Annotated in this window: 16 protein-coding genes and 1 pseudogene; 1 reads left to right on the plus strand and 16 read right to left on the minus strand. The window is 69.3% G+C overall.

Annotation, left to right across the window (positions count from 1 at the left end):
• The 11 genes and pseudogenes from UK23_RS30750 to UK23_RS30800 all read right to left on the minus strand — a co-directional run.
• Nucleotides 1–409, minus strand: a pseudogene (locus UK23_RS30750) (hypothetical protein); the annotation flags it as partial.
• Nucleotides 409–2,154, minus strand: a complete 1,746-nt coding sequence (locus tag UK23_RS53030) for a methyltransferase domain-containing protein (RefSeq protein WP_052685210.1) — start codon at nt 2,152–2,154, stop codon at nt 409–411. The gene UK23_RS53030 and the pseudogene UK23_RS30750, both read right to left, overlap by 1 nt.
• Nucleotides 2,151–3,305, minus strand: a complete 1,155-nt coding sequence (locus UK23_RS30760) for a glycosyltransferase (protein WP_045315190.1) — start codon at nt 3,303–3,305, stop codon at nt 2,151–2,153. The genes UK23_RS53030 and UK23_RS30760 overlap by 4 nt, the downstream gene beginning before the upstream one ends.
• Entirely contained in the window at nt 3,302–4,069 is a 768-nt protein-coding gene (locus UK23_RS30765) for an alpha/beta fold hydrolase (RefSeq protein ID WP_045315191.1), read from the minus strand. Before UK23_RS30765 ends, UK23_RS30760 begins: the two co-directional genes overlap by 4 nt.
• Nucleotides 4,062–4,322: an acyl carrier protein gene (locus UK23_RS30770; RefSeq protein ID WP_045315192.1), complete on the minus strand. Its 261-nt coding sequence runs from the start codon at nt 4,320–4,322 to the stop codon at nt 4,062–4,064. The genes UK23_RS30765 and UK23_RS30770 overlap by 8 nt, the downstream gene beginning before the upstream one ends.
• Nucleotides 4,322–7,999: a type I polyketide synthase gene (locus tag UK23_RS30775; RefSeq protein WP_052685211.1), complete on the minus strand. Its 3,678-nt coding sequence runs from the start codon at nt 7,997–7,999 to the stop codon at nt 4,322–4,324. The genes UK23_RS30770 and UK23_RS30775 overlap by 1 nt, the downstream gene beginning before the upstream one ends.
• The gene (locus tag UK23_RS30780; RefSeq protein ID WP_231114754.1) at nt 7,987–14,409 is read right to left on the minus strand and encodes a type I polyketide synthase; all 6,423 of its coding nucleotides are present in this window, start codon (nt 14,407–14,409) and stop codon (nt 7,987–7,989) included. Before UK23_RS30780 ends, UK23_RS30775 begins: the two co-directional genes overlap by 13 nt.
• 228 nt (nt 14,410–14,637) lie before the next feature.
• Nucleotides 14,638–15,723 carry an NAD(P)-dependent alcohol dehydrogenase gene (locus tag UK23_RS30785; RefSeq protein ID WP_045315193.1) on the minus strand — a complete coding sequence of 362 codons (1,086 nt, stop codon included), beginning with the start codon at nt 15,721–15,723 and terminating at the stop codon, nt 14,638–14,640.
• 97 nt (nt 15,724–15,820) lie between these two features.
• Nucleotides 15,821–16,603: an NAD-dependent protein deacetylase gene (locus UK23_RS54660; RefSeq protein WP_045315194.1), complete on the minus strand. Its 783-nt coding sequence runs from the start codon at nt 16,601–16,603 to the stop codon at nt 15,821–15,823.
• A complete protein-coding gene (locus UK23_RS30795; RefSeq protein WP_045315195.1) occupies nt 16,600–17,451 on the minus strand; it encodes a protein-ADP-ribose hydrolase in 852 nt (283 codons plus the stop codon). The genes UK23_RS54660 and UK23_RS30795 overlap by 4 nt, the downstream gene beginning before the upstream one ends.
• A 2-nt stretch (nt 17,452–17,453) precedes the next feature.
• A complete protein-coding gene (locus tag UK23_RS30800; RefSeq protein WP_045315196.1) occupies nt 17,454–18,206 on the minus strand; it encodes a nuclear transport factor 2 family protein in 753 nt (250 codons plus the stop codon).
• Between UK23_RS30800 and UK23_RS30805 the strand changes: the two genes are divergently transcribed.
• Nucleotides 18,205–19,089, plus strand: coding sequence for a helix-turn-helix domain-containing protein (locus UK23_RS30805; protein ID WP_052685213.1), 885 nt, complete (start codon nt 18,205–18,207; stop codon nt 19,087–19,089). The two genes, UK23_RS30800 and UK23_RS30805, sit on opposite strands and share 2 nt — an antisense overlap.
• Here UK23_RS30805 and UK23_RS30810 read toward each other — a convergent pair.
• The 5 genes from UK23_RS30810 to UK23_RS30830 form a co-directional block, all read right to left on the minus strand.
• Nucleotides 19,066–19,935 (minus strand): aminoglycoside phosphotransferase family protein, encoded by an 870-nt coding sequence (locus tag UK23_RS30810; protein ID WP_045315197.1) that lies wholly within the window; start codon nt 19,933–19,935, stop codon nt 19,066–19,068. The two genes, UK23_RS30805 and UK23_RS30810, sit on opposite strands and share 24 nt — an antisense overlap.
• Nucleotides 19,936–20,155: 220 nt before the next feature.
• Nucleotides 20,156–20,608, minus strand: coding sequence for a winged helix-turn-helix domain-containing protein (locus UK23_RS30815; RefSeq protein ID WP_045315198.1), 453 nt, complete (start codon nt 20,606–20,608; stop codon nt 20,156–20,158).
• Between the two features lie 10 nt (nt 20,609–20,618).
• The gene (locus tag UK23_RS30820) at nt 20,619–21,557 is read right to left on the minus strand and encodes an ABC transporter substrate-binding protein (protein WP_196777952.1); all 939 of its coding nucleotides are present in this window, start codon (nt 21,555–21,557) and stop codon (nt 20,619–20,621) included.
• 14 nt (nt 21,558–21,571) lie between these two features.
• Complete coding sequence (locus UK23_RS30825; protein ID WP_045315200.1) at nt 21,572–22,294, minus strand: amino acid ABC transporter ATP-binding protein; 723 nt, start codon at nt 22,292–22,294, stop codon at nt 21,572–21,574.
• Nucleotides 22,291–22,917, minus strand: a 627-nt coding sequence (locus tag UK23_RS30830) for an amino acid ABC transporter permease (RefSeq protein WP_045315201.1), incomplete at its 5' end; no start/stop codon positions are given. The genes UK23_RS30830 and UK23_RS30825, both read right to left, overlap by 4 nt.

Here is a 22,917-nt window from a genome sequence, read left to right on the forward strand (position 1 = left end):
CATCGTTCACGCCCGAGACTCCGGCGAGGTCGCGCAGGGCCAGGCCTACCGCGGTTTGCAGAGCCTCGGCGGCGGACAGGCCGCTGCCCTGCGGCAGGTCGACGCTGCACATCAGCGTGGCACCGCCTGTTGCTTCGATGCCCGCTGCCCAGGCTGGAACGTCGTCGGACGGCAGCAGAGCGCGTTCGGTCGGCCGGTTCACCGACACGAGTTCGAGCTTGCCGTCGTCGCGCTTGTCCCCCGCCACGATCGCACCCCACTTGGCGTGCACCTTCACCGCGCCGCCAAGGAGATTCAGCACGCCTGGCGCGTACCAAACACCCGACGCGGGCCTGCCGAACGTTCGCCGGAACGCGTGCGGCACCAGCCTGAGCTCCGGCGCGATCTCAGGCCGATCCGCGATGTCCATCATGCTTGCTGTGCCGTTTTCCGCGCCAGCAGCCGGTAGGCGTTGCCGTTGCCGGTGCGGGCAGCGAGGAACCGGTTCACCGTCTGGTCCAGCGCCATCGCGACGAAGAACGCCGGAATCCCCAGCGACCACACCAGGAAGCTGCGAGTACGGCGCAGCCGCACCCGTTCCGGACGCCACGGCGCGGGCGTGCGCGGCGCGATGTTGCCGAGGAACAGCAGCAACGCGAGGGTGAAGTCGTTGCACAGGTGGGCTTTTGCGCGTTCGGTGGCCACTGTGGTCAGTCCGCGGTCGGCCAGCGCGTGCTCCAGGTTGCCGATCGGCATCATGTGCTGGTGCTGCGGCTGGAACCACGGCATCCAGTACTTGCCGAACAACCGCCCGAGCCGCCACTCCGGGTCCGGCAGCTCGATCAGCAGGTAACCGCCGTCGGGCAGCACGTCGGCGACGATGTCCAGCTCCTCCCACGGATCCCGCACGTGCTCCAGGTAGTGGTGCATGCTGATCACGTCGTAACGACCCTTGAGCTCACCGGCGAACTCCTTGAAGCTGCCCCGGTATGCCTGCTCGATCCGGCCGAGCCGAGCCGCGTCCTCGATGGCCGCACCCTGGTCGAGCCCGTCGAACGTCGTCTGCGGCAGAACTTCCTTGGCTGCCAGGCAGAAGTGCGCGTGACCGGATCCGACGTCCAGCCACCGCTCCGGCTTCGTGAACGGCTCCACCAACCGCGCCCGGCCGTAGTAGGGATCGTTCTTTCCGGAGAACACCGCCTCGGCCGAGGTCTCACCGAGACCGTCGTAGAAGTCACGGTAGTAGAAGCCGAGGCCTTCCTCAGAGAGTCGCGGGTTCTGCCACACATGTCCACATCGGACACACCGGTCCATCGTGAACGTGCCCGGCTTGCGCTGCACCAGGTCCGTCGCCGTCACCCAGAGCCGCAGATCGGTGCTGCCGCACGACGGGCAGTTGTCGCGCCGGGTCTCGCGGAAGTCCTTGTGGCGGTTCGCCTCGTACCACGGCGCGGCCTGCTCGAGGCGCTCGGCCTGACGCTTGTCGGCCGTGGACTTCTTGCCACCAGAGGTCTTCACCCACAGGTAGGGCGTGCGCAGGAACCGCGGCACCCACAGGTCACGCGGTCGCAGCGGCGTCCCGGCGAACACCAGCAGCGGGTGCGCCCAGTACGCGGCCAGCGCGACCAAACCCCACTGCCAGTTCGTGATCAGGGCGGCCACGACCGTCGCGTACCCGATGACCGAGCCCGCGATCCACAGGGACGGCCGCTTCCCGAACTGCTTGAGCGTCGCCTCGCGGTACCCGAGGTCGTACGGCCCGGCCTTCAGCCCCGGCGCCACCGCGATGTCGACCTGCACCCGCACGTTGTCCTTGACCCGGCGCACGTACGCGACGAACTCGGTCGGGTCGTCGGGGTTGATCTCCTCGACGAACTGCTCCCGCACCAGCACGGCCTGCGACGCGCTGATCCCGCGCGCCCACTTGTCGTCGCGGTACTTCGCCGGGTCGAACGCACCCAGCAAGTCCAGCGCCGCAACGGTCGGCAGGTCGCGCGGGATCAGGTCGACCACGTCCGCGCCGGTCTGCCACTGGTCGTCGGCATGGACACCGGTGGCGGTGAGAAGCGAGTGCTCGCCCGCGCCCTGAGCGAGCACTCGCAGCTTTGAGGCGCGGGAACGCAGGCGCAGGACGTCCAACAGGACGACCAGCACCACCAACACGCTGAGGATCACCCGGCCACCACCTTCTCCAGTCGGTCAGCAGCGGCTACGGCGCCGCCTGCCGCCAAGAACGACTCCCGCACCAGCTCGGCGGCGGCCGCGTACTCCGGCTCGTCCAGCACCGATTCCAGCGCACTGCGAATATCAGCGGCCCGCGCCCGCGAATAGGTCAGCCGAACGCCTGCCCCGGCTGCCACGACCTGCGCGGCGACGGTCGGCTGGTCGTCCCGGATCGGCGCCACGACCAGCGGCAACCCGTGCGCCAACGCCTCGCACACCGTGTTGTGGCCGCCGTGCGTCACGACCGCGTCGAGGTGCGGCATCAACGCGAGTTGGGGCACCGACGGGAGGATGAGGACGTTGGCCGGGGCTGGGCGCGGCTCGGCGACCATGACCACGCGAACATCCAGGTCCGCCACCGCTTCAAGGGACTGGCTGAGAAAACGCTCGCCGGCCGGGCCGTTCAGGGTCCCCAAGGAGACGAGGACACACCGCCGCCGCGCACGCCCGCTCCCCACCGAGGCACCACCCACGAGCCAGTCCCACGGAAAATCCACTCGCTCAGTGCGATGCGCGAGGGCGGGCCCCACGAACGCCACTTCCTCGCCGAACTCCCCCGCCACCAACGCCTTCGAGCTGTAGACCAGCACCAACCGGTCCGAGAACCGGATGTCCCCACCCGCGAAGTCGTGCAACAGGTCCCGCACCCAGGCGTCGACCTTCGGCATCGTCCTCAGTGGATTGATCAGCTCAGCCGACGTGCTGGCCGACGTCGCCCACGGCAGGTAGGCGTGCTGCGCCACCAACGGGCCGGCGAGTGCCTGCTGATCCGCGACGATCATGTCCGGCTCGAACGCCGTCACGGCCTGCGAGACACCCGGAACCATCGCGTGTCCCAGGGGAATCAGGAACTCTTCCCAGAAGAACTTGAGCACCGCCATCCCACGCAGCCCCAGCCACCGTTCCCGTTTCGCGCGGATGTCGGCTTCCAGCTCGTCGTCGATCGCCGGGAAGATCACCGCGCCGGACGGCAACAACGGTGCCAGAGTGCGCGGATGTCCGACCCACGCCACGTCGTGCCCGCGCGCCAGCAGCTCGCCGCCCACGGACGCGGTCGGGTTGATGTGGCCGGTCAGCGGCGGCACCACGAACAGGAACCTCATGACGGCAACCAGTCCATCAGGACGTCGAGCAGCTCGGCCGTGGCTTCGCGCAACACCGTGTGGCCCAGCCCGGACACCACGTGCAGCCGGCAGGACGGGATCCGCTCCCGCAGCTCCGCCGCCGCCCCGATCAGCTCGGACTCCGCGCCGAACACGCCGAGCACCGGGCACTGCACCTGCGTCAGGTCGAGCTTCGCACCCGAGCCGAGATCGTCGATCAGCGTCGTCCCGTTGAGCAACGCGTTGGCGTTCACGGCAAGCCGCGCGATCTTGCGCTGGCCGAGAGCCATCAGCTGGTCCTGCGTGCGGTCGAACTCCAGGCCCAGAGCGGCGACCGTCAGCGTGTTCGTGATGTCCTCGAACCACGCGTCGCCGACCACTCCCCCGCACGCCGACTCGACGAGCACCACGCCGCCGACCCGTTCGGGAGCCTGAACGGCCGCGTGCATCGCGACCACTCCGCCGTAACTGTTGCCCAGCAGGTAAACCGGCTCCGTCACGCCGATCTCGTCCAGCACCGCGACCAGATCGAGCGCGCTTTCCTCTGGTGTGTAACCCGAAGGCGGCCGTTCGGACAAACCGTGGCCACGCAGGTCGAACAGCACGGTGCCGAATCCGGCCTTGGCCAGCGGCGCGGCGAGCGTGTAGTAGAAGCTGGACAGGTTGTCCATCACCAGGCCGTGGACGAACACCACGGTCGGCGCGTCGGTGGGCCCGAGCCGCTGCACGTGGAATCGCAGCCCTCGGGCGTGAACGTCAGACACGCGCCGTGATGTGGTCGACGAGACGGCCAACGGACATCGCCATGATCTCGTCGATGTCCATGTCCGCCAGGAACGCCACGAGATCGACGCCGTAGTGGGCGTTGAGCTTGTCCGCCAACGCCACGAACTCGATCGACTCCAGGCCCAGGTCGTCGCTGAACGTGGTGTCGCGGGTGATCTCCACGCCCAGCAGGAAGTCAGGCCCGACCACCTCGGTGATCATCTTCGCGACCTGCTCCAGCACCTCGTCCATCACTTCTCCGTTCGCACACGGGCGGCGGCTTTGCCCAGTTCTGAGACAACTTCGATCTGCGGCACGGCAAAGGCTCCGCGCACCCGAGCCGAGGAGTCGACGGTCAGTTCCGCCGGGTAGACCGGTCCGGCCCCGCGGTCCCACAACCACGCGCGCACGGCGTCCTTCACCGCGATCACGCGCAGCAGCCAGTCCCGCTGGGCAGGCACGTCCAGCCCGCCGTAGTGCAGTCTTTCCGCGGAGTTCAGGTAGCGGCGCATGATCAGGTCTCTGGTCGCGCTGTCCGACCAGTTCTCGCTCACGCGAAGCCATTCGCCGTCCCCAGAAATGGACACAGTGGACAGCATCTCCGTGCCCGGCTTCAGCTTGACCTGCCAGATCCGGTCGTCCGTGGTGAACCGGCGGGTCGTCCAACCCGTGATCCGGCACCACAACGAACCGTTCACGGTCAGCTCTGCGTCGGCGACCATCTCCTGGGCGGTCACCGAGCGGATCCAGGCCGTGCAGTGGACGTCGCCGGTGGGCACCGGGCCGTGGAACGAGACCTGTTCGATCCCGGTCGGCAGCACGGTCTGGTCGACGGTGAGGCTGACCTGCATCCAGTGACCGATCAGCTGCCCGGCGCTGTCCAGCAACGCTCCTGGCGCGGGCAACGGCGTCAGCACGCCCGCGATTCCGTTGTCCGCCAGGCAGTCGATCTTCGTCACGCCCGCGAACGCCGGTCCGTGGAACATCCAGTTGTCCGAGTAGAGCTCTTCGGCGCTGACCGGTGCCTCGCGGACGCCTTCCAGCTCTTTGCCGACGCGCTGGGCCTTGATCGGGGCCGTCAGCACGACGCCCTCGGCGTAGTCGCCGACCTTCACCACGACGCGTTCGGAGCCCTCGGCGCGGGCGGTGATCTTCACCGTGGTCGCGGGCAGCGCGGTGAGCCAGCGCTTCGCCTTGACCTCGGTGAACCCGTGCACGGTGCCGCCGGTGAGCCTGCGGGCCGCGTCCGCGAACACCTCCAGCAGACCGGTCGCGGGCACGATCGGGAAACCGTCCGCGAGGTCCGGCCAGCCCGGTGCCTGCGGGAACACCGAGTGATCCACGAGCTCCGGCATGGTTCGGAGCGAGAACTCGCGGGTGAACCCTGCCTCGTTCGGCCTCAGCGCGCCGACGACCTCGCGCGCCACGGCGTTGGTGTGGGCCAGGAGCTTGTTGACCGCGGCCGACATCGGGCTGTCGTCGGCCACCAGCACCGGCTCGGAGCCGATGGCGTCCAGCTTGATCTTGGGGGTGCCGAGCCGCAGCTTGACCTTGTGGGCGGTGCCGCGCTTGAGTCCGAACGCCCACAGCGCTTCCGGGGCGATGTCGGCGTTCACCGCGAGGTGCGGGCGGTCGTTGAGGGTGTCGGAGACGAACCCCGGCAGGCTGCCGTGTCCGATTTGGACGAACGCGCGGAAGCCGGCTCCGTGCAGGCGTTCCAGCAGCGGCCGGAACTTCACCGGCTCGACCAGGTGGCGCAGCACCAGTTCACGGACCTCTTCCGCGGCCATGGGTTCGAGGGAGTTCGCGGACCACACCGGGATGTCCGACGCGCGGACCGGCAGCTGGTCGAGCATCTCCTTGGCCTGACCGAGGTACGGGGCGAGCGCCGGGGTGTGGAAGCCGGTGCGGAACGGCATGAGCTGGGCCATCACGCCGTTGGCCTTGAGGGTGTCCAGGACCGGTTCCAGCTTGTCGATCGGGCCGCAGATCACCGACTGGTGCGGGCAGTTGTCGTGACTGATCGTCACACCTTCGACGAGGTGTTTCGAGGCCGTGTCGGCGTCACAACCCAGTGCGGCGTAAGCGATGTCGACCACCGCGACCGCGCTGGGGCCGAGCGCGGAGACGAACTCGTCGATCGTCGGGTAGATGCCGCCGACGACCATCGCGGTCCACTCGCCCATGCTGTGCCCGGCGAGCGCTCCTGGCGTGATGCCGAGCGCCATCAGTTCGCGGGCTTCGCGGCGGCCGTCCTGCAGCAGCCCGACGGCGTGGTCGACGACCTCGCCGCTGAACTCACGCTCGAAGCCGGGGAACACGAACGCGACCTGATCCGCGCTGGTCAGGAGCGGCTCGTGGCCGAACCAGATGTCGTGCCTGCCCGGCCACGCCTTGCCCTGGGCGATGACGCGCTGGGCGAGCTTGAGCTTGCGGTCGTCCGGATTGCCGATGGCCAGCCGGAACGCCCTGTCGGCGCTGGAGGTTCGGCGTTCCTCGAGCGCCTTGGCCAGCTCCTCGGCGGTGTCTGCGGCGAACGTCATGACCGGTTTGCGGGGCTTGGCGATCGTGTGGCCGTCGAGCACGGCATGGGCGTTGATGCCGCCGAACCCGAACGCGTTCACGACCGCGCGGTGCGGCCCGCTCCACTCGCGGGCTTCTTGCACCGGTGTGAACCTGGTGTTCTTGAGCGCTGTGTGGGGCTGCTCGACGTTGAGCGTGGGCGGCAACGTGTTGTGGTGCAGGGCCAGCGCGGCCTTGATCAGCCCGGCCATGCCGGCGGCGGGCATGGCGTGGCCGATCATCGACTTCACCGTGCCGATGCCGATCTCGTCGCCATCGGCACCGAACGCGTTGATCATCGTGGCGAGTTCCGCGGCATCACCGGCAGGGGTGGCGGTGCCGTGGGCCTCGATCAGGCCGGGGCCTTGGCTCTTGGGGTCGAGTCCGGCGCTGTCCCAGGCCCGTCGCACGGCAAGGAGCTGGCCGTCGGGGTTCGGCGTCATCATGCTGGTCGCGCGGCCGTCGCTGGCCGTGCCGATGCCTCGGATCACCGCGTAGACGCGCTCGTCGCCGACGTCTTCGAGGCGCTTCAGCACGACCATGCCGACGCCCTCGGACAGCAACGTGCCGTCCGCGCCGGCGTCGAACGGCTTGATGCGCTCGGTCGGGCTCAACGCCCTGAGCTGGGTGAACACACTCCACAACGTCGGGTGGTGGCAGACGTGCACCGCCCCGGCGAGCATGGCGTCCGCGCGGCCCTCCTGGAGCTCGCGGACGGCGTGCTCGACGGCGACCAGGCCGGACGCGCAGGCCGCGTCGACCGTGTACGCCGTGCCCTTGAGGTCGAACCGGTTGGCGATGCGGGAAGCCGCGAGGTTCGGCACCAGGCCGATCGACGCTTCCGGCTGCTCCGGGCCGAGCCGGTCGCGAATCGCTTGGCGGACCGTGGAGAGCTCGGCGCCGGCCAGGTTCGGGAACAGGTCGCGGACGACCGAGATCACCTCGTCCGCGAGCCGCACCCGCTGGTCGAGGCGGGCGCAGCCGGGCGTGAGATAGCCGCCGCGGCCGACGATCACACCGATGCGGTCCCTGGACGGCAGCGCGGTTTCGCCGCCCGCGTCCGCGATGGCTTCCGCGGCCGTGGCGAGGGCGAGCAACTGGTCCGGCTCCGCACCGTCCACTGTGGACGGCATGATGCCGAACCTGGTCGGGTCGAACTCGGCCAGGTCGTCGACGAAACCGCCCTTGCGGCAGTAGAACCGGTCGCCGCTGGTGCTGTCCTGGTCGTAGTAGGTGGCCGGGTCCCAGCGGCCTGCCGGGATCTGCCCGATCGCGTCGACGCCGCTGACGATGTTGCGCCAGAACGTCGTCGCATCGGGGGCACCGGGGAAGACGGCGCCGATGCCGACGATCGCTATGCCTCCCATCGGTAGACCACCTGCACGTCCTTGCCTGCTGCGATCTCGTTCAGCAACGCGTCGACGCCCTGTTGCGGCTCGATCAGCGGGATGCCGCGCCGCGCGTACTCGTCGGCGAGCCCGACGGCCATGCCCGCGCCGGCCCAGGGGCCCCAGTCGACGGCGACGACGCGGCGTTGCGCACCCCAGAACCTGGCCATCCGGTCCAGCGCGTCGTTCGCGGCCGAGTAGTCGGCCTGGCCGCGGTTGCCGAACACCCCGCTGACGCTGCCGAACAGGACCAGGAAGCCGTCGGTGAACGCCTTGGCGCCGTTGACCTTCGTCGCCCAGACCCGCTCGAACTGCTGCTGCGTCTTGGCTTCGATCAGCTTGTCGTCCAGCACGCCCGCGCCGTGGATGACGCCGTCGATCTTGCCGAACCTGGCCTTGATGTCGTCGATCACTTTGCCGACCGCTTCGACGTCCGTGACATCGCACTCGTGATAGCGGACGCTGGATGCCTTGGCGCGCAACCGGTCCATGGTCTGGCGGACTTCGCGTTCGGCGAGGACCTTGCGCGCCTTGGCCGGGACGTTGTCCTTCTCGCCCAGCTCGAACAACGCCTTCACCAGCTCGGGCTCGGTGGTGGCATGGGTGAGCCGGTGGTCCTCGGCCGCGATCGGGGTGCGGCCGAGGAGTTCGACGTGGCAGCCGGTGCGTTCGGCGAGTGCCGTGGCTGCCAGCGCGGTGATGCCTCGCGCGCCACCGGTCAGCAGCACGACGCTGTCCTGGCCGAGTTCGAGGGTCTTCGCTTCGAGCTCAGCCGGCACGGCTTCGATGACCTGGCGCCTGCCAGCGTGGTAGCCGACGACCGCAGGGCCGGGGCCGATCTCCGCGAGCAACGCGGTGGCGATGTCGCGGTGGCTCTCCTTGGAGTTGACGTCGACCGCGCGCACCACGAGGTCCGGGTACTCGAGCGCGGCCGTGCGGATCAGGCCGTGCAGGCCGATGTCCGCGGGCAGCTCGTCCGGGGCGTGGTCGAAGCCGAACGTGCCGCCGCCCGTGGTCACCACGACCAGCGCCACCCCGTTGGTGACACAGGCTTTGACCTCGCTGAACGCTTCCGGAAGCCGTCCGCCGAGCCTCACCACGACGTCGACGCCGCTGAGGTCGTCCGGGAACGCCGGCTGGATCCGCGGGCGGGTGGCGTGCTTCTCGATGAGGTCGGCGAGTTCGAGCCCGATGCCGTTGTCGTCGATGATCAGCACGGTCTTGCCGGTGAGGTCGACGGGCTCGGCGGGCTCGCACGGCACGACCTGCGGGACCAGCCGGACGAGACGACCTGCGGTGCTCGGGACGGGCGCGGGAGCAGCCTGAACGGGTGCTTGTGGGGTGGTGCCGAACCAGCCGACGATGGCGTCGATCGTCTTCAGCTGCGCCAACTCGTCGATCTCACCGGCCGCACCCAGTTCCTGGGCCAGCTCGCCGACGATCTCCGTGCGTTTGATCGAGTCGATCGACAGGTCGGCTTCCAGGTCCAGGCCCGGCTGCAACATCTCGACCGGATAGCCGGTGCGGGTGCTGATCGTCTGCAGGACCACCGCACGTACGTCTTTCGCCGGTGCGCTGACCGGTGCCGCTGCGCCGAACCAGCCGACGATGCCCTCGATCGTCTTGAGCTGGGCCAGTTCATCGATCTCGCCCGACGCGCCCAGCTTCTGCGCGAGCTCGCCGACGATCTCGGTCCGCTTGATCGAGTCGATCGAGAGATCGGCTTCCAGGTCCAGGCCCGGCTGGAGCATCTCGACCGGGTAGCCCGTGCGGTCGCTGATCGTCCGCAGCACCACCGTGGCGACGTCTTCCGCCTGCGGCTGTGGTTCCGGTGCCTTCGTCGTCGTGTGCTCGATGACCGGCATCGGGGCGGGTGCGGCGGGCGCGTTGCCGAGGTAGCTCAGCAGGACGTCGCGCTGGGCGCTGACCGCGTCGCGCATGCCGTCCAGGAACTTCTCGATGATCTCGTCGCGCCCCAGCCCGGACCCGATCCTCAGGGTCGGGAACTCCGTGGCGGGCCTGAGCCCACCGGGTAGGGCGTCGCCGTTCGCGTCCCGCACGAGACCTCCATCCACGTACCAGCCCGGCCGCGGCGGCACGGCCGTGGCGGGTTCGGCCCTGTCCTCGAACAGCGGTGCGGCATCGATCTCGACGCCGGCTGCCGCGAGCTCCGCCAGCGTGCGCAGGAACGTCACGTGGTCGTCGCAGCGCAACGCCTGGTGCGGGCGGTCGCCGAGGGTCTTGCCGACCAGCGAGCTCAGCACGCCACCCGGCCCGGCCTCGACGAAGATCCGCGCGCCCGCCGCGTACATCGACTCGATCTGGTCCACGAACCGCACCCGGCCCGCGAGCTGCTTCGCGAGACCGTCACGCACGTCGGTGTGGGGCTCGGCGGTGACGTTCGACCACACCGGGAAAGCCGTCTCACCAATGGAAATGGCCTGCAGGCGGGCCGCGAACCGGTCACGGGCGCCCGCCATCAGCCGGCTGTGGAACGCGGCGGCGACCGGGATGCTCTTGACGCTCAGCCCGGCGGTGCGCAACACCTCGACGGCGTTCTCGACAGCCTTGGTCGGACCGGAGATCACGACCTGGTCGGGCGCGTTGTGGTTGGCCACCACGACATCCGGCGGCAGCAGCGCCTCGACCTCGGCCAGCGGCGCGGACACCGCGGCCATCGTGCCGGGGTCCTCGCCGACCGCCGCCAGCATCGCCTCGGCGCGGGCAGCGCTGAGATCGAGCAGGTCAGAGGGCTCGAACACACCGGCAGCAGCGAGAGCGACCAGTTCGCCGTAGCTGTGGCCGCCGGCCAGATCCGGCCGCACACCAACGGATTCCAGCAGCGCGGTGACCATCAGGCCCGCGATGCCGAGCGTCGGCTGGGCCATCCGCGTGTCGGTGATCGCCGCTCGTTGCTCAGCGACGTCCTCGGCGGTCAGTGCGGCCGGCGGGTACATCACGCGCTCGTAGCGGGCGTCCACGAAGTCCTGCAGCCGCGGGAAAGCCGTGACCAGGTCGAGCAGCATGCCCGGTCGCTGGCTGCCCTGTCCCGGGTAGAGGAACGCGATCTTCGGCCGCTCTCCCCCGCGCAGTTTCACCGAGCCTGCTCGCCACGCCTCGACGTCCGCGAGTGCCTTGCGCAGGCCGTCGTGATCGCTGACCACGAACGCGGCCTGGACCGTCCCGCTGCCGCAGGCCGCGGCCAGCGAGCGCAACGGCGTGCGGTCGTCGATCAGCGCGGCCAGGCGAGCGGCTTCCCGTTGTGCCGCAGCCTGATCGTCACCGCGGATCAGGAACAGCTCTGCGGGCCACTGGGTCAGGCCGTGCCACGGCTCGTCGGCGCCGTCGTACCCGGCGATGACGGTGTGGAAGTTGGTGCCGCCGAAGCCGAACGCGCTGACGCCCGCGACCCGGTCCTTGCTCGCCCAGGTGCGGTGGCCGAAGGTGAACGGGCTGGTCTCGGCGTTCCAGAACGCGTTGGGCTGCTTGACGTGCAGCGTGCCTGGCCGCAGTCCGGTGTGGACGGCCAGCGCCGCCTTGATCACGCCCGCGAGGCCTGCCGCGCACTTGGTGTGCCCGATCTGCGACTTCACCGAGCCGATCGTGCAGGTGCCGGGCTCGACGCTGGAGAACATCTCGGTCAGCGACGCCAGTTCCGTCCGGTCGCCCACCACGGTTCCGGTGCCGTGCGCCTCGACCAGCCCGACCGACGTGACCGGCAGCCCAGCCGACGCGTAAGCCCGTTGAAGTGCTCGCTGCTGACCTTCGGGACGCGGCGCGGTGAGACCCCTCGACCGGCCATCGCTGGACGCGCCGATGCCCTTGATCACCGCGTACACCCGGTCGCCGTCGCGTTCGGCGTCCTCGACTCGCTTGAGCACCAGGCACGCCACGCCCTCGCCGAGCGCGATGCCGTCCGCACCGGAGTCGAAGGTGGAGCAGCGTCCCTTGGCGGACAAGGCTTTCACGGATGCGAACATCTGGTAGTCGTGCGCGCTGTTGTGCAGGTCGACCGCGCCGCACAGCACCATGTCGCTGGTGCCGCCGACGAGTTCCTTGCACGCCGTGTAGTTCGCGCCGCCGAGGTCGAGCCGGTTCGCGACGCGGCCGGAGATCACGTTGCCGAGCACGCCGGGGAACGAGTCCTCGGTGAGCGCGGGCAGGTGGTCGTCCAGGCCGCGGATTCCCAGTGCCGGCAACGCGGTTCGGATCGTGTAGGCGTTCGCGAGGTCGGCACCGGCTTCGGCGCCGAAGATCACCGAGGTGCGTTCGCGGTCGAACACGCGCGTCGCGTACCCGGCGTCCTCGAGGGCTCGCGCTGACACTTCCAAAGCGAGCAGCTGTGCAGGTTCGATCGAGGTCAGCGAGGCGGGCGGGATGCCGTACGCGAGCGGGTCGAACGCCGTGCGCGGGATGAAGCCGCCCCACTTGAACGGGCTGCCGTAGCGCTCGGGCGACCAGCGGTCCTGCGGGATCTCCGTGACCGAGTCCGTGCCCTTGAGGATGTTCGCCCAGAACTCGGCGACGTCCTTCGCGCCCGGCATGATCGCCGCCATGCCGACGATGGCGATGTCCAACGGCCGCTGGTCCGGGGTCTCCTGGGCCGTCTCGGGCACTTGGCCGGAGACGATGTCCTCGTGCAGCTGGGCGATCGTGGTGCGCTCGTGCCGCAGCGTGGCGACCTGGCCGATCATGAACATGCCTTCGCGGCGCTGTTCGTCCTCGCCGACCTCGACCAGCCCGCCCTCGCCGCGGACCAGGCCCCGGCTGGCGAGCCGCAGCCGGCCCAGGTTGAGCTGTTCGAGCCTTTCCCAGCTCTCCTGTTTCGGCAGGGCCTTCAGCTCGGCGCGGGCCTGTTCGAACGTGTCCACATAGGACGTCTGCGCGCAGCGGACCGCGTGCCCTGGCGAGGTTTCCAGCAGAGCGGTGTCCTCGCACTCCAGCGCGACCTGCTGGAACACCGGCTGGATCGCGCCGTGCGTGACGGCTTCCTCGGTGAACAGATAGGCCGTGCCGACCAGCACGCCGATCGCAGCGCCTTCTGCCGCGAGTGGCGCGGTCATCGCGTCGATCATCGTGGCCGAGCGGGCGTCGTGGATCCCGCCCGCGAAGAGCGCGACAACGTCCTTCTCACGGCCGCGCAGCACGTCGATCTGCTGCTGCCACAACGTGAAGCTGGATCGAGGACCCGTGTGCCCGCCGCACTCCGAGCCCTCGAACACGAACTTGCGCGCGCCCTCGTCCAGGAACCGGCGCAGCAGCGCGGGTGACGGCACGTGCAGGAACGCCTCGATGCCCGCGGCTTCCAGCTCACGCGCCTGTGCGGGCGTGCCACCGGCGACGATCGCGTACCGCGGCTTGACGTCGAGCACCGCTTCGAGTTGCCTGGCGCGGAGTTCCGCGGGCGCGAACCCGAGCAAGCCGACGCCCCAGGGCTTGTCCCCGAGCTTGCGGGAGGTCTGCTCGAGGAGCTCGCGGACCGCCGGGCCCTCCATCAGCGCGAGCGCGAGGAACGGCAGCGCACCGCCCTCCGCGACGGCCTGGGCGAACGCGGGCTGGTCGCTGACCCTGGTCATCGGCCCCTGGGCGATCGGGTAGCGCAGCCCCTCCACGCGGTCGCAGAACGGACCCGCCGCCCGGATCGAGCGGTGTTCGCCCGCCTGTGCCACATTGTCCCGAATCGCGCGCTGAATCGCGCCGACGACGCCTCCGACGGTCCCAAACGAGACGCGATTGAATTCCGCGAACGCGCCTTCCTGACCAATTTCGAGCGTGTTCTGACGAACATGTACACGCAACCCGTCGTTCACGACGGTGTCGGCGCCGTCCATCGCCGCCAGCACGTTCACAATTTCCCGGGAAATATGTTTCCGGGCTTCCGCGACCAGCGCGAGCTGCCCTTCCAGCACCACTCCGCGCGCTCCACCGGCAACCGCCGCCGCGGCCGTGTCCGGGCCGATCGACCCCGCCACCCAGACCGGCAGATCGGTGATCGCGAGCACCTGCTGGAGCAGGACGAACGCGGGCGAACCACCCACCCGGCCGCCTGCCTCCGCACCCTTCGCGATCAGTCCGGTGGCACCGAACTCGATCGCCGCAACGGCCTCCGCCACCGAGGTGATCACGGCGAGCACACGCCGTTCACGCAGTTCAGCCCGGTTCGGGACATACCGAACGAGATCAACGACGACGGTGTCGACTTGATCAGGCAACGCGCCCGTCAACGGCCCATGCAGCCGCACCGCGAACCCGCGCCCATGACGCGCGGTGACGCGCCCCAGGTCGCGGGCAGCCCGCGGCCCAAGATCGAGCACACCGAGTGCGCCCGCTCGTTCGGCCGCGACCACGAGGGCCGGGTTGGGGGTGCTGAACGGACTCAGACACAGCACCCGATCTCGATCCGACAGCATGTTCACTGCGCTCGCTTCCTCACCGTGCAGGGGTGGGGAGAAAGGAATTCAGTTCGCTACCTACTCGCCAGTACGTTGCGGGGCTCACCGTACGCACAAACCACAGGCGCCGTCGAGGGGGGTGGTGAAACTTTCTCATATACGTAACCTGACGAATGGCCCCAGATGGCGGGCGACATTACGCCAGTTCGCGGATGGCGCGGCGTGCTATGGCATCCGCAGCACCGGTTTGATCACCTCCCCCGCCTCCGCGGCCGCCATCGCCTCGTCGATCCGCTCGAACGGGAAGTGCGTGATCAGTTCATCGAAGGGAAACCTCCCCTGCCGGTGCAGGTCGAGCATCGTCGTGATCAAGCTCGTACTGCGCCCCTCACCACCGAGAACACCGACGACCCGCTTGCCCCACAACGTGCTGAGGTGGTCGAGCTCGACCTGCGCCCCGGCGGGTGCACCACCGATGAAGGCGCAAGTACCCCGCATCCCCACGGAGTCCACGGCCTGGCGGCACACAAGCAGGTTGCCGGTGCATTCGAGACTGAAGTCCGCGGGCCCGTCGCAGATCTCGTGCACCGCCTGGACCGGATCGTCCACACCTGCGTTGATCACGTCGGTGGCGCCGTACCGCTGTGCCGCGCGCAGTCTCGTCTCGTGCCGGTCGACGGCGATGATCCTGGTCGCTCCGCTGTTGCGCGCGGCCATGATCGCGGCCAGCCCGACCGTGCCCACTCCATAAACGACGATTGACGAACCAGCTCCTGGCCGCAGCACGTTCAGCACCGCACCCGCGCCCGTCGACAGCCCGCACGCCAACGGCCCCAACAGGTCCAGCGGCAGCGACGTGTCCACCGGCACCAGACCCCGATACGGCACAACGGCGTGCGTGGCGAACGACGACTGCCCGAAGAAGTGGCTGGCCAACGGAGCCCCGTCGAGCCCGCGCAACGCCCGCCCGCCACCGACGAGCAGTTCACCCAGCCGCACGCAGTAGCGCGGCTGACCGTCCAGGCAGTTGCGGCATTCACCGCACCACGGCCAGCCCAGGACGACGTGGTCGCCCTCCGCCACCCCCTTCGCACCCGGCCCGACGGCTTCCACGACGCCCGCGCCCTCGTGACCCAGCACGCCGGGCAACGGAAACGGCAGGTCGCCGTGCCGCGTGATGGAGTCGGTGTGGCAGATGCCGGTCGCGACGACGCGCACCAGCACCTCGCCTTCGCCTGGGCCGTCGAGCAGCACGTCTTCGAGCTCGAACGCCCCGTGCTGCTCGCGGACCACGGCGGCGGTGATCCTCATGCCAGCACCTCGCGCCGTCGCTCGCCGACACCAACCACCCCGAACCCCTTGCCAGCGCCTCGCCCCCGTCGGTCGCCCACACCAGCCACGCCGAACCTCACGCCAGCACCTCCGTCACGTCCGCCCGCACCGCCAGCGCCTCCAAATCCCCTGGCACCTCGGCGTGATCCCGGTTGATCCGCACCAGCCGCGCCCCCGGCACGCCGCGCACCAGCGACTCCACCGGCCAGCGAATCACCGACGGCGTGCTGAACCCGGCCCCGATCTCGACCACCAGCAACCGCCCCTCGCCTCCGAGCCACGACCGCAGCCGCCTGCCCGCCGGCACGTAGTGGTCCGGCACGTACTCGGGTCCCTTGTGCACGTTGAGGAACACCGCACCGCCGCACCGAGGACACGACGGCACGGCGCCGGCCTCACCGGACGAGGCGTCGTAGGTCGCCAGCGCGGCCGAGACGATCGGCCTGCTCTCCCACGTCTCGCGCGTGCACGGCGTCTCGCACTGGTAGCGCCCGTAGTCGCCCTGAGGTGACCAGACGTCGCCGAAACCGTTGCGCGCGAACAACCCGTCGACGTTCGACGTCAGCACGAAGTGATCACGCTCGCCGATCGTCGACCGCAACCGGCGGTACAGCGGGTTCGGCGCCGGGTCGAAGCGGATGTCGTTCACGTGCACGGACCAGTAGCCCCACAGCAACCGGGGCGGCAGCGGCAGCCCGATCAGCTGGTAGCGCGCCCACAAACCCTTGCGGTGCAACGCCGGGAACAGCTCCGCGAACCGCACGGGATCCGAGTAGTCGTACCCGGCGGCGGCCGACAGCCCGGCGCCCGCCGCGATCAGCACCCGATCGGACTCGTCCAGCCAGCGTTCGAACGTCACAGCAGCTCCCGGTAGGCGAGATCGTCCTCGTCGCTGAAGGTCGTGAAGACGACGCGCTCGAACCGGCCGGGGTGCGCGGCCAGCCAGTCCCGGACGGCCGACACGGCGATCCGGGCCGCCGGGAGCTTGGGAAACCCGAAGATCCCGGTGCTCACACCGCAGAACGCGAGCGTGCGGATCCTGCCGACCTCGGCGGCGAGGTCGAGGCAGGCGCGGTAGGAGTCGGCGAGCGCGGTGGAGTGCGCGGGCAGCACCTTGCCGCGCACGATCGGCCCGACGGTGTGCAGCACGTACGGCGCGGGCAGGTGGTAGCCGCGGGTGATCTTCGCGATGCCCGTGGGTTCCGGTGCGGCCTGCGCGGCCATGATCCGGTGGCAGTCGAGACGCAGGCGCGGCCCGGCGACGGCGTGGATCGCGTTGTCCACGCACGGGTGCATCGGCTGGAAACAGCCCAGCAGGCCGTCGTTCGCGGCGTTCACGATCGCGTCGCACATCAACCGGGTGATGTCACCGCGCCACACCGTGAGAGGTGCGGGCAGAGACCGGGCGTTGATCAGGGAACGCTGCTGGCGCTCGCCCCCGAGCAGCGCGTCGAGCACGGCGAGCAGTTCGGGGGCCATCGGTGCCGGTTCCCGGACGGTCAGCAGCGACCGCAACAGGTTCCGGCGCGAGGCGAGGTCCCGCGGCAGGGCGAACCTGCCCACCCACGGGTCCTCGCCGAGCAGCCGCAACGCCATCTCGGTCAGCACGCCGAGGCGACGGGCCGGTGCGGGCGGGCTGAGCGGGGGGAACGGCTCGTCCAGCGCGATCGCGTCCCGGTAGTCGCGGAGCGGCAGAGCGGTGATCATGGTCAGAACAGGCCGTTCGAGTGCGGCAGCGAGGCCGGGACCGGGGTGATCACGTCCCAGTGCTCGACGATCTTGCCGTCGGCCACCCGGAACAGGTCCCAATACGCCACCGGCTCACCGAACTCGCCCTCGGACTGCAGCAGCACGAGATCGCCCTCCGCCACGACCTTGTGGACGGTCTTGTAGACGAGGTTCTTGCCCTGACCGGCCCACTTGGCCGCGGCGGCACCGAACCCGGTCAGCCCGTCCGCGGCCTCGGGGTTGTGCTGCAGGTAGGTCGTAGTGGAGATGTAGTCGGTCAGCACCGTGTAGTCGGCGTCCTGCAGCACCCGCTGCGCGAACTCGGCCACGAACGCACGGGAGAAGGCCGTGTCAGCGTCGGAAGGGTGGGCCTGACCGTCCGTCTGGGACCGTCCACTCGCCGTCTCCCGCACCACCGGCGTGAGCGCGTCCCAGTGCTCCACGAGCTTGCCGTCGGCCACCCGGAACAGGTCGAACGCCACCAGCGGCTCCGGCCCGAACCCGTGGTAGACACCGTGCAGCGCAACGAGATCACCATCGGCGATCACGCGCGCCGGCTCGTAGCGGAAACCTGCGGGCAGGTTCGAGACCAGCTCGCGCAGCGCCTCGGGACCGTCACCGATCAGAGCGCTGTGCTGGCGGTAGTCCGGCGCGACCCAACGGTCCACAGCGGACGGATCCTTGTCGCCGAACAGCTCGCCGGCGGCCTTGAGAACGAGTTCCTTGTTGTCCATGGCGAGAACTCTCGCCCAGCAGAGCCCCGCGGACGAGGTAGGATCCGGCTTCACCATGGTCAAAAGTGGACAGCTTGCCGAGTTCGGGTTCAGCAACCCCGACCGCCCGCGGTTGGGGATGGAGGCGACGGAACTCGCCCTGGTCAGGCGCAGACTGAGCCAGAACACCCTGACCCAGGTGCACAGGACCGACTTCCACCAGCTGTTCCTGGTCACCGCCGGGCACGGCGAGGCCATGGTCGATTTCGTGGACCACCCGTGCGGGCCTGGCACGTTGCTGCACGTGAGCCCGGGCCGGGTGCTGCGCCTGCCCACCGGGCCGTTGAAGGCGCACATGATCCTCTTCACGGCCGCGTTCCCGCCGCCGCTGGACCGCACAAGGCCGTTGCTCAGCCCGTTCGGCCCGGTGCTGTGGCACGTTCCCCACGCCGAACGCGCGGTGCTGGACCAGTCCGCGCGGGATTTGCGGCAGGAGTACAACCGCGCCGGCGAGCCGGATGATCTGCTCAGACAGCTGCTGGGCGTGTTCCTGCTGCGCATCGCACGCCTGCACGCCGACGAGGCCGGCCACGGCGACCCGAGGTTCGAACGGTTCCAGCAGGAGCTGGAGCGGTCGTTCGGCACCACCCGCAACGCCGCCGACTACGCCGCCCGCATCGGCTACTCGCTGCGCAGCCTCAACCGGATCTGCGTCGAGGCGACCGGCCAGTCGGCCAAGACGCTGATCGACGCGCGGGTGGCGTTGGAGGCCAAGCGGCTGCTCGTGCACACCGATCTGTCGTCGGCGGCGATCGGGCATCGGCTGGGGTTCAGCGAGGCCACGAACTTCACGAAGTTCTTCGCCAGGGAAACCGGCATGTCACCCGGCGCGTTCCGCCAGTAGCTGGTCCAGCGTGTGCCGGCAGATGTCCGCGAAGACCGGGTTGGTGTCGCGGTAGTACGGCAGGCCGACCACCGCGAGATCCAGCGCCCAGCCGCGCGCCCTGGCCCAGGTCGCGTCGTCGAAGTCCAGCTCACGCCGGAACGCACGCCTGCCCGCGACGTCGAAGAACAGCCACGCGGGCATCAGGTCGCCCGCCGGGTCGCCGACACCGGCACAGCCCCAGTCGATCACACCGGTCAGCACGCCGTCGGTGAACAGCATGTTGCCGCTGTGCAGGTCCGCGTGCAGCCACCGAAGGGGCCCGTCCCAGCGCGGCGCGGCGAGCGCTTCCTCCCAGAGTGCGCTCAGCCGACGATCGCCACCGAGCTCAGCGATTCCCGTGCGGACATCGTCGTCGTACTTCTCCTGCTCCGCGTTCCCGCGATGAGGCCGCCACTGCTGCCCGGTCACCTTGACGTCCTGCAACGCGTGGATCAGCGACGCCAGGCGGATCGGAGTGTCTGCACGAACCTCGTCGACGGTGGCGGTCGTGCCGGAGAGCCAGCGCACGACGGTCCACCGATTCGGGAAGCCGGAGCCGGGTTCGCCCAGCCCGACCGGTTCCGGCACGGCGACCGGGACGTGCCGGGCGACGTGCGCCAGGATCGACGCTTCGCGTTCCGCCTCGCCGCTCGACCAGCTGCGGTTCGGCAGCCGGACCGCGAGCCCGGAACCGAGGCGGTAGATCGCATGACTGGTGCCGCCGTGCTCGACGGGTGTGATGGGAAGACCGTGCCAGCGGGGGAACTGCGTGCGGATCAGCTCGTCCACAAGGGACACGTCCGTCGCGAACACCGCGTCCTGCATCCGATCACTCCCCCAGAGGCTCGGCCCCATGCAACACCGAGCCTCTGAGCGCGGCAACCGCTTTTAGCTCTCGTGCGAACGGCAACGGTCCGGCGACCGGAGCCGTCACGTCGAACAACGGGGTGAAGCCGGCCGCCGTACCTGCTCACGTACTCGTGCAGTTCCGCCATCATCTCCGCGGCCTCGGGAGCGTCCGGCCGCCTCCACCGCACCTCGTCGGTCATCCGGCCCGTCGATCGTCCAGTCGCACAACGTTCGGCGAGCGCTCGACCCGCACCCGGCCACTCGACGCGATCAGATATCCCACCCCGCGCACGGTCTGGATCACGTCCGCCACGTCGCCGAGCTTCTGCCGCACCCGCCGGACGTGCACGTCGACCGTCCGGGCGCCGCTGTAGTTGTCGTTGACGCCCCACACCGCCGCCAGGAGCTCACGGCGGCGATGCACGCGGCCGGGGTTCGAGCACAGGTGCAGCAACAGCTCGAACTCCAGCCTGGTGAGCTCGACGGACTCGTCGTGGAGCAGGACCTGCCTGGTGTCGGGCAGGATGCGCACGTCCGCGTCGTCGACTTCCGCTTCCGCTGCCTGCACCAGGCCCGAGTCCCTCAACGCGCGGAGCAGCCTCGCCGCGGCTTCCTCGTCGTCGGTGTCGATGGTGATGCTGAATCGCATGACGGTGTCCTCACGTCTTCGGCAGGCCGACGGGGTTGATCTCCGATGTGGGCACGGCCTCGTCGGACAGGCCCCAGCGCTTGAGCACTTCGGCGTACTTGCCGTTGGCGATCAACTGGTTCAGCGCTTCCTGGACCGGCGCGATGAGACCGTTGTCCTTCTTGGTGGTCACCGCGATCTTGCCCTGCACCGACGCGCCGCCGGAGAAGTTGCCGATCACCTCGGTCTGGCCGGAAGTCGCCGCGTGGTAGGCGGAAGTCGGGTTCGGGCCGAGGTAGGCGTCGATGCGGCCGGACTGCAGCGCGAGGTAGTAGTCGGAGGAGTTCTGGAAGTACTTGATGTCGGTGGCCTGCAGGCCGGCGGCGACGTTCTTCGTGCTCCAGTCGACGAGGATCTTCTCCTGGTTGGTGCCGGAGGTGACGGCGATGACCTTGCCCGCCACGTCCTTCGGCTCCTTGACGCGCCAGCCGCCGCCCTTCTTCGCCTCGAACGCCAGCGTGTCCAGCCGGTACGTCGCGAAGTCGTACTTCTCCTTGCGCGCTTCGGTCACGGTGATGTTCGAGAGGCCGAGGTCGAAGCTGCCGCTGTCCAGGCCCACGAACAGGTTCTCCCACGACGACACTTCCAGCCGCGGCTTGAGGCCGAGGGTGTCCGCGACCAGGGAGGCGATGTCGGTCTCGACGCCGATCACCGTCTTGTCGTCGGTGGCGTAGAAGCGCAGCGGTGGTGCTGTGCCCGCGGATCCGCCGATGACGAGTTCGCCCTTTGTTCGGAACTTCTCCGGCACCTTCGACGCGATCTTGTCGTCCTCGGCGGCCGTCACGCGGTTCTGCTGCGGGCTGAGGTTGACGTTCAGGGCGCCGCCACCGGTGGCGGGCTCAGGTTCGGCCCCGACCGTGCCGCAGGCGGTGAGAAGCAGCGCCAGGGCGGCGAGCAGTGGTTTGCGCACAACGGACTCCTTGCTCAGAGAACCTTGGACAGGAACGCTTTGGTGCGCTCGTGGACCGGGTGGTCGAGCACCTCGGCAGGGGTGCCTTCCTCGACGATCACGCCCTGGTCGATGAACACGATCCGGTCGGCGACCTCGCGGGCGAAGCCGATCTCGTGCGTCACCACGATCATCGTCGTGCCGGACCGGGCCAGGTCGCGCAGCACGTCCAGCACCTCGCCCACGAGTTCCGGGTCGAGCGCCGACGTCGGCTCGTCGAACAGCACGACTTTCGGTTGCGTGGCAAGGGCTCGCGCGATCGCGACGCGTTGCTGCTGGCCGCCGGAGAGCTGGCGCGGGTAGGCGTCTTCCTTGTCCGCCAGTCCGACCCTCGTCAGGAACCGTCGCGCGTCGGCGACCGGGGCGACCTCCGCGATGTTCTGCAACGCGGTGAGGTGCGGGAACAGGTTGAAGTTCTGGAACACGAACCCGATGTGCCTGCGCTGCTTGAGGATCTGGCGTTCCTTCAGCTCGTGCAGCTTGCCGCCACGGCGCTCGTACCCGACCAGGTCGCCGTCGATGCTGATGAACCCGCGGTCGACCTTCTCCAGGTGGTTGATGGTGCGCAACAACGTCGACTTGCCCGAGCCGGACGGCCCCAGCACCACCACGACCTCGCCGGGTTCGACGGTCAGCGACACTCCGCGAAGCACCTCGTTGTCGCCAAAGCTCTTGTGCACGCCCAGAACCTCGATCACCGGCGGTCTCCTCGCGCGAAGTAGCGCTCGACGTGGTGCTGGCCGATCGAGAGCAGCGTGGTCAGGATGATGTACCAGACGGTCGCGACCATGAGCAGCGCGACGACGCGCGCGTTGCGGCCGTAGATCACCTGAACCTGGTAGAACAGCTCGCCGATCGCCATCACCGACACCACCGACGTGCCCTTGAAGAGGCTGATGACCTCGTTCGCGGCGTTCGGCAGGATCGCGCGCATCGCCTGGGGCAGCACGATTCTGCGGAACTGCCGGAACCTCGGGATGCCCAGCGCGGCGGCGGCTTCCAACTGGCCCCGGTCGACCGAGATCACGCCGGAGCGGACGATCTCGGCGGCGTAGGCGGCCTGGTGCAGCGCGAGCCCGAGCACGGCCGCGCCCATCGGGCTGATCAGTTCGACGGTCTCGAAGCTGACGAACTCGGGGCCGAACGGGATGCCCAGGCTGAGCCGCTGGTAGAGGTAGGAGATGTTGAACCAGAACAACAGCTGCACGATCAGCGGGATCGACCGGAACGCCCAGATGTAGGCCCAGCCGACCGCCTGCAGGAACGGGCTCTTCGAGAGCCTGAGCGCGGCGACCACGATGCCCAGCGCGAAGCCCAGCAC

The sequence above is a fragment of the Lentzea aerocolonigenes genome, assembly GCF_000955955.1.
In the GTDB taxonomy this organism is placed as follows: Bacteria; Actinomycetota; Actinomycetes; order Mycobacteriales; family Pseudonocardiaceae; genus Lentzea; species Lentzea aerocolonigenes_A.